The organism is Rhizobium sp. 2MFCol3.1 (assembly GCF_000377565.1).
Taxonomy (GTDB): domain Bacteria; phylum Pseudomonadota; class Alphaproteobacteria; order Rhizobiales; family Rhizobiaceae; genus Rhizobium.
The window spans coordinates 584,793-598,459 of record NZ_KB898353.1 but is presented as its reverse complement, the minus strand read 5'-3'; the positions used below and the strand labels follow the sequence as shown (position 1 = coordinate 598,459).

Here is a 13,667-nt window from a genome sequence, read left to right as displayed (position 1 = left end):
CCCGGTCAGCGGGAGGCCACGCCTTGTTGGCGATAGACACCTTGCTTCGACGCCAATGGGTTGATCGGCAAGGAGAGCTCGGCAATCTTGGGGTCCGGAGCCTCGACCCATCGCTCCGGCGAGAAGTAGGCCTTGGTGCGCGTCTGCGGCCCGGAACCGGCGGCAACGACAAGCATGAAATTGTAGCTGTCCTGGCTCTCGGTATCGCGCCTGAAGCTGAAATAGGCTCCGAACCGCTCGTTTTCGAAATCACGAAGGCTGCGGATCGGCGCCAGCGCGTCCTGAAAATCGCTCCACCCCGCCTGCCGCACCAGGGTTTCGAATATCTTCATATGACCAACGTCCAGCCGCCCTTCGGCATCCGTCGGCGGACCGACAAGCCTTCCCCTGATTTCCACGATGTCGCCACTGGCGTTGCCCTTAACCCGTAGGAACACCGAGTTCAGCGGCCGAACGTCGTTCTTTTTGTATATGCGCTGGAAATAGCATTCGTGGCTGGTACTGCGCATCGACGGCGCGCGCCATTCGCTTGTCTCGATACCGGCATCGCGAAGCGCCTTGCAGACGGTCGGCCCGGAGACCCGCCACATGCGCAGGAACTGAGCCGCGACTTCGGGTTCCGGGGCTTCGATCAAGCGAACGGGGATCTCCACCGGTTGCGCCGGAGGCAGCGTGGAGGTCGCGACTGGCTCGACGATCGTCGGCGGCTGTGGCGGTTCGCCGAAGATTTGAATTTCGAAATGGCGAAAGAGGCTTTCGAAGCGTTGAGGATCGCCAAGAAACAGCGCAGCGGCCGCGAAGCACGGCAGGATCAGGAAGAATACTGACCAGACGGACCTGCGGATATTGTTCCGCAACGGCACCCTTACCTGTTCTTGTGATGCATCACTCACCAAATCCATCACCTTCGCGGCTGGATTATAAGTTAAAGCTCATGTTCACAATGGTTCAATACATGCGAATTGGCAATCGCTGGATCGCGAATTCATGCTGCATCGCGAAAAAACAGGCGGCAGCACCATCCGCCGAAGGATCAACAGCGGAAATACACCGCCAATCACATCCGCGAGATCGGTCAGCAAGTTAAGAAACTATTTATGAAATCGTGAAAATTAGAGAGGACGATCGTGGCAATGCGGCATTCGAGCGCGTTGCATCCCAATGACGTGGTTCAATGAGTAAATGCTCACGCGCGAGACGGTGCGTAGCAATGCGTATGGAGTATAGCGTATCATGAGTATCAATCGCCTTGCGGCAGCCCTTGCCATCAGCCTTCTTGCCGCGCCGGTTCTTGCCGCCGATTTCGGTTCCTACGACCAGCCGTCTTCCGGCAGCTGGGAAGGCGCCTATGCCGGTGTCCACGGCGGCATGGCCTCCCCTAACCTAAACCCGTTCTCCGGCAACAAGGGTCTTAGCGTCGGCGGCCAGGCCGGCTACAACACCATGGTTGGCGGCGCGGTCGTTGGCGGTGAAGTCGAAGCATCCTATCTCGGCGACAGCCGCGTGAAAGTGGAAGACGGCAAGCTCAAGGAGCGTCACCGCCTGAGCGCCAAGGGCAAGGTCGGTGCGCCGATCGACCAGACACTGATCTACGGCACCGCCGGCTTCGCAATGACCAACTTCCGCGATAACGGCAATGTCGCCGGCCCCGACGGCTGGAAGCCAGGTTACATCCTCGGCGCCGGCGTCGAGCAGAAGCTGACGTCGAACGTTTCGGCACGCGTCGAATATAACTACACGATGACCAACAGCGTGCGCACCTTCTCCAACGGTATCGGCACGACGGGCAACGTCCACGACCACACGCTGAAGGCTGGCCTGAACGTCAGCTTCTAAGGCTTCATGTCGCGCTGAAGAGATTGCAGCGCGCCTGACCCAACGACGAAAACCTCGCAAGCATATTGCGAGGTTTTTTGTTGTTCGATCGGTTGGATCAGACGTCTCGTTGCATATCGAGAGCGCCATCATCGGGCTTGTAGCGGACCGTCATGAAGATCACGATGCCGACGATCGCGGCCAGGAACAGCAGGCTGGTGACAACCGTTCCGAAGCCGAGGCCGCCATACTCGACGGGCTGCGACAGCAGGTCGCCGAACGAGGCGCCCAGCGGCCGCGTCAGGATGTAGGCGAGCCAGAAGCACAGGATCGCATTGGCCTTGAAGACATAAAAGGCTACCGCGATTGCCGCGATAATAGCGCCGAAGAGGATTCCCGTCGTCAGATATCCAAGCGCGAAGACTTCCACCACCAGATCGCCCACGGCAGTGCCGAGAGCGAAGGTGAACAGGATCGCCAGCCAGTAAAAGCCCTCGCGGCGCGCGGTGAAGATCGAGTGGATCGACAGTGTCTTTTCCGACCCGTACCAGACCGCGAACGTCACCGCGAGGAGGATGCTGAACGCGATCGCCGTCGACTGCAGGGCAACGCCGAAATTGTCGACGAGATTGTCGGTTACCAGCGTGCCAACGATACTGATGAGCACCACCGCCGCCCAATAGACCGGCGGCACGTAACGCTTCTGCGCGAACTGGAAGAAGAGCGCCACGATCAGCACCGCAGTCATGAACAGAGATGTGACCGTGAGACCAAATCCCAGATTGACCGCAAGATAATCGGCCGCCGTTTCGCCCATCGTCACGGCCATCAGCTTGATGAGCCAGAACTCTATGGTCACCTCGGGGACGCGGTTTAGCCCGCCCGGCACGGAAGTGCTGTTCGTCATAAGCTTCACTCCAATTCGTTGCCCAGGTTACTTGCCCATGATTTTCATGGCGTCGGCGGAGAACTTGTCCGAACGCGCGTCGTCGTCGGCGTTGCAACGCTCGACGGCCTTTGCTTCGAGATCGTTGACGCTTGCCATATCGGCATCGCTGAGCTTCGCGCTCGCCTTGGCGGCGCGCATGTCCTTGAGCATCTCTTCGCACGGGACATTCGCCGCGCTTGCAACGGACGCAAAGAGCGGCGAAGCAGCGAAGACAGCGAGAAGCGCGAGGGTAGCAGCCTTTTTCATGTTCATTTCCTGAGCTTTTGGGACCAACCGATCCTCGTTGACGTCCGGCGAGCTTGGGTGTCCGCCGGTGGTCAACGGTCTAGCGCCGCGCTCATACGTCAGCTTTGCCCAGACAATACGGTTTCGTAAGAAACCCGATCAGGTTGGCACTCGCATCAACACAGCCCGTCGCGACCTTACAAATCCGTATCCATTCAGCGAGATGGCGGTAAATCAGGCGGGCGACAGTGCGGTGCAGCGAGATCAGCGATCCGCCAACGCACCTGGAGAAAACAATGAAACATGCACTTATCGCCTTAGCCCTGATCGTCACGCCGACAGCCACGCCGATCCTGATGGCGCAACCCGTCCTCGCCGCGCCCCTTACCGGCAAGCTCGGCGACCTCTCGAATTTCGCGACGATCGCGGATGATACGCTCGCCCTGATCGAGCAGAAGGATCTGGTCGCCGCGCAAAAGCGCATTACGGACTTCGAAACCGCCTGGGATGCGGCGCAGCCAACGCTTTACGCCAAGGACACGACCGCCTGGGGCGTGATCGACGATGCGGCCGATGCGGCGATCACGTCGCTGCGCGCCACCAAGCCTTCGGCGAAGAAGGCCAAGACGACGGTGACCGCGCTCCTCAACACGCTTCAGTCCCCTGCCGTAAAATAGCGGCTGAAACCGGCTTTCAAACGGATGATAGATAAGCGACTCCTGTACATCGGATACAGGAGCCGCAACCTTATGCGGAGGCCATCGTCGGCTGACGTTCAATGCTTTGCCGGCAACGCGATGGTAACGCGCACCCCGGGCTTGTTGTCTTCCAGCTTGATTGTCGCGCCATGCAGATCGGCGATGGCGCGCACGAGGCTGAGCCCGAGGCCACTTCCCGGCGTCGTACGGCTCTTATCCAGCCTGTAGAGCCGCCGGAAGACCTTGTCGTGCTCGTCGAGCGGAATTCCGGGGCCGTCATCGGATACGACGACGATGACCTCTTCATTCTTGCGCGTGAGCTCGATGCGGATAGTACTGCCTTCTGGGCAATGGCGGATGGCATTCTCCACGAGATTGACGAGCATCTGCGTCAGAAGCTCACGATCGCCCACCACCACATCACGATCTGGGCTGGACGAGACGACCAACAATTGTTGCCCGGCATCGCCCGCGACATCGACATAGATTTCGCCGATCAGGGCGACCACGCTGGCAAGATCGACGTTTTGAAAACGCCTTTTGCGCGCTCCAGCCTCGATTTGCGAAATGCGCAGCAGCGCATCGAAAGTCGCGTTGATCTGATCCCCCTCGGCCCTTGCTTCTTGCAGCAGGCCCGCCACGTCTCCGCCTCGTTCGCCGGTATCGACGGCTTGGTCCAGCGTCATTTTCAAGCGGTTGAGCGGTGTCTTCAATTCGTGCGCGATATCGGCACTCACCTGCCGCATGCCCTCCACCAGCGATGACAACTGGTCGAGCGAACTGTTGATCTGTCTTGAAACGACATCGATGTCATCTCCGTTGCCCAACAAAGGTATACGTCGATCAAGCTGGCCATTCGACACATCGAACATCGTTCCAGCCACGGCATCAAGACGGCTTTGCGCCCGGATCGCCAGAAATATGCCGCCGCCGACAGCGGTTACCACCGCAAAGAGCGCCGCCCAGAGAAGGCTGACAAGCTGGACTCGCGACAGCCGCTGCACTTCGTCGAAGCTCTCGCCAACGATCAGTCGCGTTCCGTCGATCGTGCCGGCACGTATTCGGTAGACACCACCATCGCCGAGCCCGACGTCCTCGGATTCAATGGTCGACAATCCATCGGGCAAAAGGGGCGGCGTGAAATTTCCGGCCAACCGCCGCCCCTGCTTGTCCTCGACCGCAAATAGGCTTCGGTCGGCGGTGGTGAGACTCGCATAGGTATTGATCGCAGCGATCAGATCTTCGACATCGTCTTTCGCATAGGTGGATGCGACCACCGAATATGTCTCGTTCACGCTGTCGTCGAGCCGATGCGCCAGCTCCTGATTGAGCAGCCGATAGCTGACGCCGCCCGCCAACGCAAACGCCAGAATAACAAGGGTGCCAAACGTGAGCGCAAGTCTGAAGGCTGTGCTGCGCCGAAGGCTAACGCGAGGCATGCAGGCTGTAGCCGGTGTTTCGGATGGTGTGGAGCAGCGGCGTCTCGAACGGCTTGTCGATCTTGGCTCTCAGCCGGCTGATATGGGTTTCGACAACACTCGTCTTCGGATCGAAATGGAAATCCCAGACGCGCTCGAGAAGCATCGTCCTGGTCAAGACGCGCCCATCGCCACGCATCAAGACCTCGAGAAGGGTGAATTCCCGCGGCTGCAACTCGATGGTCTGGCCGGCGCGCGTGGCCTGCCGGCGAACAAGGTCGAGCTCCAGATCGGCGACCTTGAGCACCGTCTTGTGCTCCGAAAACGGCGGACGCCGCGCCAGCGCGTTGACGCGCGCCACGAGTTCTGAAAAGGCGAAGGGCTTCACCAGATAATCGTCGCCGCCGGCCTCAAGGCCATCGACGCGATCATCGACGCCGCCGATCGACGTCAGGAACAGCACTGGTATCCTGACCTGGGCCGCGCGTATCGCCTTCACGAGAGACAAGCCGTCAAGGCCGGGCAACATGCGATCGACGATCGCGACGTCGTAGGTTTCGCGCGTCAGCTGAAACAGGCCGTCGCGGCCGTCATCGATCGTGTCGCAAACATGTCCCGCCTCGGCGAAACCGTTGGCCACGTATTCGGACGTCTTCTTGTCGTCCTCGATGAGCAAAATCCGCATGAAACCACATCCCGTCTGATCAGCGCCGTGTCGGATAGGGTTCAATCCAATAACGACTGTTCGGGACAATATCCGATCTGGCGATAAACTCTACCGCACCAAGCCAACCTTACAAAAACGTATGTTTTGGCAGGTAGAAGGAGTTCGCCGTGAGTAAATGCGGCATTTTCACCAGGCAGCCGCTAGCTGAAACCGAAAGCGGCGCGCGCCTCAAGACATTCGCCATCGCCGGGAAGACAGTCGCGGCACACTTGCGGCCTGATCTCGTAGACCATGCATGATGTCCTGGAACCGACGGTGCCATCAAGGGCCGTGCAGCGGTTGTCATGGCAACGCATGCCTGTCAGATCATCGGCGACGAAGCGGGCGGGCAAGCGGTCGAGTTCGGCATCCGTTTCGGTCGAGAATCGCGGCCAGCTCGACGAGTACGAGCAGCAGGCGCCGCAGGTCTGACAATCGAAATCGGCTGAAATGGTCATCGTCGCTTTCTTTTTTAGAAGAATACGCTGCGTAGAGTGCTACCAGACTTTGTCGATTTTGGCGCTATCGCCCGTCTCGCACACCCAATCGGCGCGCGCGCCGGCCGAAATCCATCATTTCATGCAAATGAAGTGGCTCCGATGCATGCTGGGAGTTGATGGACGCGCGACAGCACTATAGGTTCGCGTCGCCATTGCAAGCAAAACACTTAAAAGGGAATATCCATGCCTGAGGGTACAGTAAAATTCTTCAACGAGGACAAGGGCTTCGGTTTCATCACGCCAGAGAACGGCGGAACCGACGTGTTCGTTCACATCACGGCGCTGCCGCGCGGCGCTTCGCTGCGCGAAGGCGACAAGGTCAGCTTCGATCTCGGCCAGGACCGCAAGACCGGCAAGTCGAAGGCTGAGAACGTCTCCATCCTCTGATCGAGCACGTAAAGTGTCTAGCCTGCCGCCAGGCGCGGCAGGCTAGACCAATTCTCGACGGCCGTGGCTGTCCAAGCCTGCCGGCACGCACGCGACCAATACTAATGATAGATCGAAGTGAGATAGAAAGTCACAATCCACGCGAGTATCGTAAGTATACCAAGCACCATTATTAATAGACGCAACTGCTGCTCCACGCCATTTCATGCCATTTCGGCAAGCTATACGCAGCGGATACCGATCTAGTTTCATTTTCCGTTAAGTTTTTGTTTGCCGTAGATGGCTCGGTGCCGGGCGGTGACGAGCGAGACGCTAATAGCTCCGAATCCAGCATGACGTCATCACCGGACGCATCGATTTCGGACCAAGAACCCACATCGCTAAGACTGATCGCAGGCCGTCCCGGCTCATCACAGACGGAACGGCTCAAACAATAGACCCATAAGCTGGCAGAGTACGGGAGATAACGCCCCTGCTCTCACTCAGGACTTCTTCGTGAAAACACCGAGATTGATCAGCTGTACGCGCCGGTTGTTCGATCCTGTCGTATCCGTGCCCGGGATCGGCATGTATTCGCCGACGCCGACGGCATAAAGGCGCTGCGGATCGACCGCGAAGGTCGTGGACAGGGCCTCCTTGATGGCAGCCGCCCTCTGCTCGCTGAGGTCGAGATTGTGTTTCTCGTCGCCCGTCGAGCTCGAGTGCCCGACCACCAGGAATTTATAGTCCCAGAGGTTCGGATGATGCAGCGCGTCGGCAAGCAAGCCGAGCGTGCGGTAGGAACTCGGCTGGATCGCGACGGAGTCGTTCTCGAAATTGATCTCGACCACCATCTGCGGCAGCTTGGCGATACGCTTCCAGTTCGGCAACTCCGACATCTGCTTGCTGCCGCCGCTGATCGCCTCCTGCCGCAGGATTTCCAGATCGATGGCTGGCGCAGCAGAGGTGAGCTTGCCGAGCCCCTTGACGATGCGCTCCTGCGATACTTCCTGTGCGGATGCCAGGGCAGGAACGAGGATAACCGCCGCCGCGAGAATGATTGCTTTAGAAAGAACCCGCTTCATCGTCTCATCTCCATCCGGCATTGGTGATCGTCTGATTGCATTCATCGCTGACGCGCGGCTGCTTCTTGATCAGGCAGGCAAGCACGAAGCCGTCTCCCTTGATGCCGTTGCAGCTCTTCGACATGTCGCGCTGGCAGACGCGTTCATAGGCCGTCTGCGCCTGTTCGCGCGTCGTGATCGATTGGAAGACGGTGCCGAGCGAGGCCTTGCAGCTCGGCGAGACCTTGGCCGCGTTCTGCTGTAGGCAATCGGCAATGCGGCCGCTGCCGAGGTTCAGTCCCTTGCACAGTTTCTGGATGTCGGTGCCGCAATCGCTTGCGAGTTTCGTCACCGCATCCGCATAGCTCAAGGTCTGCGCCGAGGCTCCCCAGGCAAGGCCCATGGAGACACACGCAACGGCCGTTATCAGAATCCCTCGTGTTGATCTTTTCATCCTATCCGTCCCTGACTGGTCACATCGACGGGCGGGACGATGGCATGATGTCGCGCGAATGGAGCGTATATTACCGTAACGCACATCGGCCCCGGCGGGCCGGAAATGGAGCGGCCACACGATTGCAACGAGGCCAGGATCGACCTCGACGGCCAGCATTTGAAGCCTTTTCCAGGCCATTCCGGGCCACAGCCGTAACATACCGTATCTTACAGCCACCCCCGCGTATCATACTGCCTTCGCCTCTCCATCCGCCCTATCATCCCCTGAGGATGAACTTGGAGGACGTAGAGATGACATCGACGCAGACATCCGCACCCCATTCCATGGCCAGCGCCGAAGAACTGCGCAAACGCGCCCTTGAGCTCCAGATCGCCGAAATGGAGCGCGACGAGAAGATCAAGGCGCGAGAAGCTGAAAAGCATGCCGAGTTCGTCGAGGACTTCTTCAGCAAGCATATCGACGAGAAGGAACGCGCGATGATCAAGCGCCTCGTCATGAAGGCCGCGGCGGACGGTAAATACGAAGCGATGATCTACAGCTTCCCCTCGAGCTTCTGCGACGACGGCGGCCGCGCCATCAACAACAGCCTTCCAGGATGGCAGAAGACGCTTCAGGGCAAGGCGAAGGAGCTTCTCGACCTCTTCGAGCAGCTTGCCAAGCCTCAGGGCTATGGCTTGAAGGCCATGATCATCGACTTCCCCGGAGGCATGCCCGGCGATGTCGGCCTGTTCCTGACCTGGGAACCCCCGGTCAAATAAAGCCCCGGGAGGGGCAGCACGAGCGCATCGATTTGACGGGTGGCGGTTGTTTCGGACAGCCGCCACCCGAATGCGTATCGGCCTATTCGGACACGACCGACCAGTTGTTGTCGGGATTGAAGGTCTTGATCGCCGCCGCCTTCTTCTCCGTCTCCGGCCCGAGGTCGCGCTGGTAGATCACACTCATGCCATTGGCGATGAATGTCTGCACACCTGTCTCCCGGTACTTGACCGGCCAGGCAATCACCGCGAAGCCCGCCGTCATGTGACCGTTGACGATGTAGCTCTGCTTGCCGCCGAGCACGTTGTCGCCCTGCCCCGTCAATATCCGGTAGTGATACCCGAAGTAGCCCTCGCCGCGCTTGGCCTTGCCGAAGGCGGCGGTCTCGATCAGTGGGCCGGCCGGGCTGTCCTCGTCGCCGGGGCCGGCCTGCCAATAGAGCCCATCCCGTTTGCCGGGCGAACTGATCAGCTTCTGCGCATACTCGTAGATGCCAGAACCAGTCCGATCCTCAGAGGCATAGATGTGCTGGGCGATGACGAAATTATGGATGGTCTCGATCGTCGCGAGCTCGTTTTCGCCGATGCGGCGGTTGACGATCTCCTCCAGCCCGGTGCGCGTGTCGAAGGTCCACTTGTCGTCGGCGCCCTTCGTCAGCGGAAACGGCAGCGGCCAGAGCCTGTCGCCGATGGCGACGACCTTGCGGCCATCGAGATCCTCCAGCTTCATCAGCCGCGACGCGCCCTCGCGGATCAGCGCATAGCTGACCATGGCCGCGTTGTTGTCCTTGAGCTTGTCGGCCTTCAGCCCGAGCAGCTCCGCAAGCCCATTCAGATCGTTCGCCGCCAGCACCGCCTTCAGCTTGTCGAGCGCCATGTCAGGCGTGTCGAAGGACGGTTGCGGCGCCTTGCCGATGAACTCCGAGAGGGCGGTCTGCGCTAAGGACGAACTTGCGAACGTCAAGGGCAGGACCACGCCAACCAGCAAACGCATCAACTTCAGTCGCAATGCCATGGTTGCCTCCATTGGCTCTGGAAACCCGGTCAGATCCTATCGTCTTCCACCGCCGCCACCGCCGCGCCGTGGCGGCGGACGCGAATGACCGCCACCGCCACGCCCGCCGCCGCCGGCATAAGACCTCGGTGCAGGGCGGCTCTGCGCGCGCGGCGCGCCGCGCTGACCGCCACCCATGCTCTGGCCGCCACGTTGTGACGCAATGGCTTCGCGGCGTCCTGACGATTGCGGGTTGCCGAGCGCGTTGGGCCGAGAGCGGTTGTCCGGCCTCGCCGCCATCTTCGGCGCGCCGGAATTCTTCTTCACATTGCCCTTCGATGGACGATTGGCCCCGGCATTGCCGGGGCGAGCGTCCGGACGAGAGGAATTCGCCGGACGGTTGCCGGCATTCGGGCGGTCCGCCGGTCTGTTGGCGATGCCCGGCTTACCGTTGGTCTTCAGGCCGTTGACTGTTCCCTTGCGGATATCGTCGGCGCGGGCCGCCGTGTTGCGTCCCCCTGCCCCGAGATCAGCCCGGCGGTCGCCGACCTGGTTCTTCAGCTGGTTGCGCTTGTCGCCCTCAAGGCCGGACTTGATCGCGGTGCGATCGAGATTGGCGAACTGGCTCTTGTCGATGCTGAGCTTGCTGCGGTCGACCTTCGTCCAGTCGACATCGTTCCACTTGACCTTGCCGTTGAAGTTCCGGTCGTTGAAGCAGTTGTTGCAATCGATATCGACATCACCGTTCCACCGGCCGCCCCAGACCCCCCAATCGTCCCAGTTGACGATCGCCGCCCAGGCGACGCCGGTGACAGCACCCGCGAAAAACGCGGCGCCCGGATAGTAATAGTTGTCATAGGAACTCGGATAATAGGAGATCGGCTCTGCCGCGTAGCCCGGCTCGTAGAGCATCTGCGGCTCATATTGCGGGATATAGACCTTCTGAGGATCGGTCGGGCGGATCACCACGTTGTTGTTTTCGGTGACGACGGTCACCTTGTCGTCGGTCTTGATGATGTTCTTCGCCACCGCCTCGTCGCGCAGCTGCTGGATGGCAACGAGCACATCCTTCTGCTGGTTGGTTAGCGCATCGCCGAGCTTTTGCGTCCAGTCGAGATCGTCGCTCATCATCTTCACGATGTCGGGATAGTTCAGCAGCGAAATGACGCTGCCGTCCCAGTCATCCTTGGGCTTGAGATCGGCGTTCTTTTTCTTGGAGTCCAGGAAGCGTTGCGCCTCGATGATCTGCAGCGGGAAAAGCGACGCCGCCGAAATCGCTGCGACCAGTTCGTCCGGATAAAGCGCGATACGGGCGACCAGCACCTCCAGCTCATCCTCGGACAAGAGGTCGGTCGTGGCAGCAGGTGCCGCCGGGGCCGGCGCGGCAGCGGGAGCCGCCGTTTGCGCGAACACAGAGGATGGCTCCTGCATGGAGATGAGCGCCAGCGCCGTCAAACCAGTTGTCAGGCCAGCGGTTAGTCTGAACGATCTTGATTTCATGACGCGTCGACCTTTCCGTGCAAATGGCGATGAATGCTGCTCTTGGCGCGCTCCATGTCCGAGCACTCAGGAGCGCTTGAGCGATACGACGTTCGATTGCGACAGCGCCTCGCCGATTTCGCTGAGAAGCGCCTTCTCCAGTTCCTTGTATTCCTGCCGACGCGCCTCCCGCTCCGTGCGCGGAAGATCGTCGAGGTGGGTCAGCGTCTCCAGGATCACCGCGAGGTCCTCGCACATGCTGCGGAACGTTTCGCTGACCTGGTAGAGATGCCGGACCCTCTTGGCCTTCTCAGGGAAATGAACCTCGGCGACGGCGAGTGCGGACAGTCGCGGTACATTGCTTACTCTCCAGCTCATCGCACGCCCCCACCGCCGATCTCCCCCCCAGGAAGACCAGCTGATTATAGGGCGATTGAGCGCGGGCGCAGACGTAAGATACGCGAAGATACGCGGCATCCGCGCTCCGTGCGGTTGACGATTGAAGGATACGGACCACGTCAATTCGCGCGCCAAGGTCGACGATCGGCGATGTCTCGCATGACAGCGAAGAGCTACTCGCCCGCCCCTGATCCGATAGATGTTACGTGATGCTACGGGCATCGCCGCCAACGCAGGTCTATTGTTTTTGCGTATTCCCCGCACCCGCTGAGGTCGACCATTCGTTGTCGAAAGGCAAAAACCGTGTTCCTCGACTATTTCGCACTGGGCGTTCTGTTCTTCGTCGTGATCACATTGTTTTACGCAGTGATCGCGATCCACGACATCCCGCACCTGATGGCAAAGGCCAGAAACCATCCGCATCAGGATGCGATCCATGTCGCGGGATGGGTGAGCCTGTTCACCCTCCACGCCATCTGGCCGTTCCTGTTCATCTGGGCAACGATCTACCGCGAGGACCGCGGCTGGGGCATCCGCAGCGATGGCAAACTGTCGCCGGCGCAGGAGGCCAACGCTGAAATCGCACGCCTGCATGCCCGCATCGCGGAACTCGAAGGCCAGTCGGAAGGCCAGACATCGGAGAGGGAGAACGCCTGATGGACCTGCTTCTCATACTGACCTACGCGGCGCTCTGCTACGCGATCTTCAAGATCTTCCGCATCCCGGTGAACCAGTGGACGCTGGCGACATCGGTTCTCGGCGGCATCTTCCTGATCGGCACGCTGCTGCTGCTGATGAGCTACAATCATCCCTACACCAGCGACGCGCGTATCTACTTCACATCCGCGCCCGTCATCCCGACGGTCGGCGGCCAGGTGATCGAGGTGCCGGTGACGCCCAATGCGCCGCTGAAAAAGGGTGACGTCCTCTTCCGCATCGATCCGCGCCCCTATCAGTTCACCGTCGACCAGAAGACGGCGGCGCTCGCCGAGGCCAAGCAGACGGTGCTGCAGTTGAAAGCAGCACTCGACGCCGCCAACGCGGCCGTCACCGGCGCCGAAGCCTCCAGGGATCGTTCGTTGCAGGCCTTCGAGAAATTCCAGGCGTCCAACGAAAACGCCAAGTCGAGCGGTCGTGGCGCCGTCTACTCCGAACTCGAAGTCGAAAACCGCAGGGGCCTCTACCTTACGGCCGAGGCCGCGGTCGATACCGCACGCGCCCAGGCCACGCAGGCAAGACTGGCCTATGAATCGGAAATCAACGGCACGAACCCCACCGTCGCCCGCCTGCAGGCCGAGCTCGCCAACGCTGAATACGAGCTCGATCAGACGACGGTCCGCGCCCCCAGCGACGGCTACGTCACCCAGGTCTTCCTCCGCCCTGGCATGATGGCGAACCCGCTACCGCTGCGCCCGGTCATGGTCTTCATCGACAGCCAGGACCAGATGTTGGGCGCCGCCTTCATCCAGAACTCGCTGCAACGCGTCAATGTCGGCGACGATGCCGAAGTCGCCTTCAAGGCGGTTCCCGGCAAGATCTTCAAGGCGCGCGTGCAGGGGATCATCGACGTGATGGCGCAAGGCCAGCTGCAGCCCTCCGGCGCGCTGATCGACCCGCAATCGCCCGAACGCGCAGCCCCCGGCCAGACGATCGCCAGCATCGAGCTCCTCGAGAGCACCGAGGGCTACCAGCTACCCGGCGGTGTCGTCGCCGAGGTCGCCGTCTACACCCACCACTGGCACCACGTCGCGGTCTTGAGAAAGGTGCTGCTGCGGATGAGCAGCTGGATGAACTACGTCTTCCTTGAGCATTGAGGGGAGAAGGCCGGTCCCGCTCTTA

General features: G+C 60.4%; 17 protein-coding genes. 6 read left to right on the top strand and 11 right to left on the bottom strand.

What is annotated here, in order from left to right:
• Positions 1 to 5: 5 nt before the first annotated feature.
• Positions 6 to 857 carry a DUF6030 family protein gene (locus D460_RS32445; RefSeq protein WP_018896927.1) on the bottom strand — a complete coding sequence of 284 codons (852 nt, stop codon included), beginning with the start codon at positions 855 to 857 and terminating at the stop codon, positions 6 to 8.
• Positions 858 to 1,233: 376 nt separating this feature from the next.
• Here D460_RS32445 and D460_RS0102520 point away from each other — a divergent pair, with 376 nt between their 5' ends.
• On the top strand, positions 1,234 to 1,836 hold the full coding sequence (locus D460_RS0102520) for an outer membrane beta-barrel protein (RefSeq protein ID WP_018896926.1): 603 nt from the start codon (positions 1,234 to 1,236) through the stop codon (positions 1,834 to 1,836).
• A gap of 97 nt (positions 1,837 to 1,933) precedes the next feature.
• Here D460_RS0102520 and D460_RS0102515 read toward each other — a convergent pair whose 3' ends face one another.
• A complete protein-coding gene (locus tag D460_RS0102515) occupies positions 1,934 to 2,722 on the bottom strand; it encodes a membrane protein (RefSeq protein WP_018896925.1) in 789 nt (262 codons plus the stop codon).
• Between the two features lie 27 nt (positions 2,723 to 2,749).
• Entirely contained in the window at positions 2,750 to 3,010 is a 261-nt protein-coding gene (locus tag D460_RS0102510; RefSeq protein WP_018896924.1) for a hypothetical protein, read from the bottom strand.
• 275 nt (positions 3,011 to 3,285) lie between these two features.
• Here D460_RS0102510 and D460_RS0102505 point away from each other — a divergent pair, with 275 nt between their 5' ends.
• Positions 3,286 to 3,666: a hypothetical protein gene (locus D460_RS0102505; protein ID WP_018896923.1), complete on the top strand. Its 381-nt coding sequence runs from the start codon at positions 3,286 to 3,288 to the stop codon at positions 3,664 to 3,666.
• Positions 3,667 to 3,764: 98 nt separating this feature from the next.
• Here the strand turns inward: D460_RS0102505 and D460_RS0102500 are convergent, their stop codons facing one another.
• From D460_RS0102500 to D460_RS0102490, 3 genes are all read right to left on the bottom strand, one after another.
• Positions 3,765 to 5,045, bottom strand: coding sequence for a HAMP domain-containing sensor histidine kinase (locus D460_RS0102500; protein ID WP_018896922.1), 1,281 nt, complete (start codon positions 5,043 to 5,045; stop codon positions 3,765 to 3,767).
• A gap of 67 nt (positions 5,046 to 5,112) precedes the next feature.
• Positions 5,113 to 5,790: a winged helix-turn-helix domain-containing protein gene (locus D460_RS0102495; RefSeq protein WP_018896921.1), complete on the bottom strand. Its 678-nt coding sequence runs from the start codon at positions 5,788 to 5,790 to the stop codon at positions 5,113 to 5,115.
• A 182-nt stretch (positions 5,791 to 5,972) separates the two neighbouring features.
• Positions 5,973 to 6,269, bottom strand: a complete 297-nt coding sequence (locus D460_RS0102490) for a YkgJ family cysteine cluster protein (protein WP_018896920.1) — start codon at positions 6,267 to 6,269, stop codon at positions 5,973 to 5,975.
• A gap of 225 nt (positions 6,270 to 6,494) precedes the next feature.
• On the opposite strand from D460_RS0102490, the gene D460_RS0102485 reads away from it, so the two are divergent.
• Positions 6,495 to 6,698 carry a cold-shock protein gene (locus tag D460_RS0102485; RefSeq protein ID WP_018896919.1) on the top strand — a complete coding sequence of 68 codons (204 nt, stop codon included), beginning with the start codon at positions 6,495 to 6,497 and terminating at the stop codon, positions 6,696 to 6,698.
• Positions 6,699 to 7,180: 482 nt separating this feature from the next.
• On the opposite strand, the gene D460_RS0102480 is transcribed toward D460_RS0102485, so the two are convergent.
• Both D460_RS0102480 and D460_RS0102475 read right to left on the bottom strand, forming a co-directional pair.
• Complete coding sequence (locus tag D460_RS0102480; RefSeq protein ID WP_018896918.1) at positions 7,181 to 7,762, bottom strand: OmpA family protein; 582 nt, start codon at positions 7,760 to 7,762, stop codon at positions 7,181 to 7,183.
• A 4-nt stretch (positions 7,763 to 7,766) separates the two neighbouring features.
• Positions 7,767 to 8,195 (bottom strand): hypothetical protein, encoded by a 429-nt coding sequence (locus D460_RS0102475; protein WP_037110689.1) that lies wholly within the window; start codon positions 8,193 to 8,195, stop codon positions 7,767 to 7,769.
• 293 nt (positions 8,196 to 8,488) lie between these two features.
• Between D460_RS0102475 and D460_RS0102470 the strand changes: the two genes are divergently transcribed.
• Positions 8,489 to 8,956 (top strand): hypothetical protein, encoded by a 468-nt coding sequence (locus D460_RS0102470; RefSeq protein ID WP_018896916.1) that lies wholly within the window; start codon positions 8,489 to 8,491, stop codon positions 8,954 to 8,956.
• An 82-nt stretch (positions 8,957 to 9,038) separates the two neighbouring features.
• On the opposite strand, the gene D460_RS0102465 is transcribed toward D460_RS0102470, so the two are convergent.
• From D460_RS0102465 to D460_RS0102455, 3 genes are all read right to left on the bottom strand, one after another.
• Positions 9,039 to 9,950 (bottom strand): DUF2950 domain-containing protein, encoded by a 912-nt coding sequence (locus tag D460_RS0102465; RefSeq protein ID WP_026282713.1) that lies wholly within the window; start codon positions 9,948 to 9,950, stop codon positions 9,039 to 9,041.
• 57 nt (positions 9,951 to 10,007) lie between these two features.
• Positions 10,008 to 11,450, bottom strand: a complete 1,443-nt coding sequence (locus D460_RS0102460; RefSeq protein ID WP_026282712.1) for a DUF3300 domain-containing protein — start codon at positions 11,448 to 11,450, stop codon at positions 10,008 to 10,010.
• A gap of 66 nt (positions 11,451 to 11,516) precedes the next feature.
• A complete protein-coding gene (locus D460_RS0102455; RefSeq protein WP_018896913.1) occupies positions 11,517 to 11,807 on the bottom strand; it encodes a hypothetical protein in 291 nt (96 codons plus the stop codon).
• 324 nt (positions 11,808 to 12,131) lie between these two features.
• Here D460_RS0102455 and D460_RS0102450 point away from each other — a divergent pair, with 324 nt between their 5' ends.
• Together D460_RS0102450 and D460_RS0102445 are read left to right on the top strand one after the other, a co-directional pair.
• Positions 12,132 to 12,485: a DUF3302 domain-containing protein gene (locus D460_RS0102450; RefSeq protein ID WP_018896912.1), complete on the top strand. Its 354-nt coding sequence runs from the start codon at positions 12,132 to 12,134 to the stop codon at positions 12,483 to 12,485.
• Positions 12,485 to 13,642: an HlyD family secretion protein gene (locus D460_RS0102445; protein WP_018896911.1), complete on the top strand. Its 1,158-nt coding sequence runs from the start codon at positions 12,485 to 12,487 to the stop codon at positions 13,640 to 13,642. The genes D460_RS0102450 and D460_RS0102445 overlap by 1 nt, the downstream gene beginning before the upstream one ends.
• Positions 13,643 to 13,667: the final 25 nt, after the last annotated feature.

Excerpts from the sequence above, each read along its gene's own strand:
- D460_RS0102520 (WP_018896926.1), top strand. The coding sequence starts at position 1,234 with ATGAGTATCAATCGCCTTGCGGCAGCCCTTGCCATCAGCCTTCTTGCC.
- D460_RS0102515 (WP_018896925.1), bottom strand. The coding sequence starts at position 2,722 with ATGACGAACAGCACTTCCGTGCCGGGCGGGCTAAACCGCGTCCCCGAG.
- D460_RS0102510 (WP_018896924.1), bottom strand. The coding sequence starts at position 3,010 with ATGAAAAAGGCTGCTACCCTCGCGCTTCTCGCTGTCTTCGCTGCTTCG.
- D460_RS0102505 (WP_018896923.1), top strand. The coding sequence starts at position 3,286 with ATGAAACATGCACTTATCGCCTTAGCCCTGATCGTCACGCCGACAGCC.
- D460_RS0102495 (WP_018896921.1), bottom strand. The coding sequence starts at position 5,790 with ATGCGGATTTTGCTCATCGAGGACGACAAGAAGACGTCCGAATACGTG.
- D460_RS0102490 (WP_018896920.1), bottom strand. The coding sequence starts at position 6,269 with ATGACCATTTCAGCCGATTTCGATTGTCAGACCTGCGGCGCCTGCTGC.
- D460_RS0102485 (WP_018896919.1), top strand. The coding sequence starts at position 6,495 with ATGCCTGAGGGTACAGTAAAATTCTTCAACGAGGACAAGGGCTTCGGT.
- D460_RS0102480 (WP_018896918.1), bottom strand. The coding sequence starts at position 7,762 with ATGAAGCGGGTTCTTTCTAAAGCAATCATTCTCGCGGCGGCGGTTATC.
- D460_RS0102475 (WP_037110689.1), bottom strand. The coding sequence starts at position 8,195 with ATGAAAAGATCAACACGAGGGATTCTGATAACGGCCGTTGCGTGTGTC.
- D460_RS0102470 (WP_018896916.1), top strand. The coding sequence starts at position 8,489 with ATGACATCGACGCAGACATCCGCACCCCATTCCATGGCCAGCGCCGAA.
- D460_RS0102465 (WP_026282713.1), bottom strand. The coding sequence starts at position 9,950 with ATGCGTTTGCTGGTTGGCGTGGTCCTGCCCTTGACGTTCGCAAGTTCG.
- D460_RS0102460 (WP_026282712.1), bottom strand. The coding sequence starts at position 11,450 with ATGAAATCAAGATCGTTCAGACTAACCGCTGGCCTGACAACTGGTTTG.
- D460_RS0102455 (WP_018896913.1), bottom strand. The coding sequence starts at position 11,807 with ATGAGCTGGAGAGTAAGCAATGTACCGCGACTGTCCGCACTCGCCGTC.
- D460_RS0102445 (WP_018896911.1), top strand. The coding sequence starts at position 12,485 with ATGGACCTGCTTCTCATACTGACCTACGCGGCGCTCTGCTACGCGATC.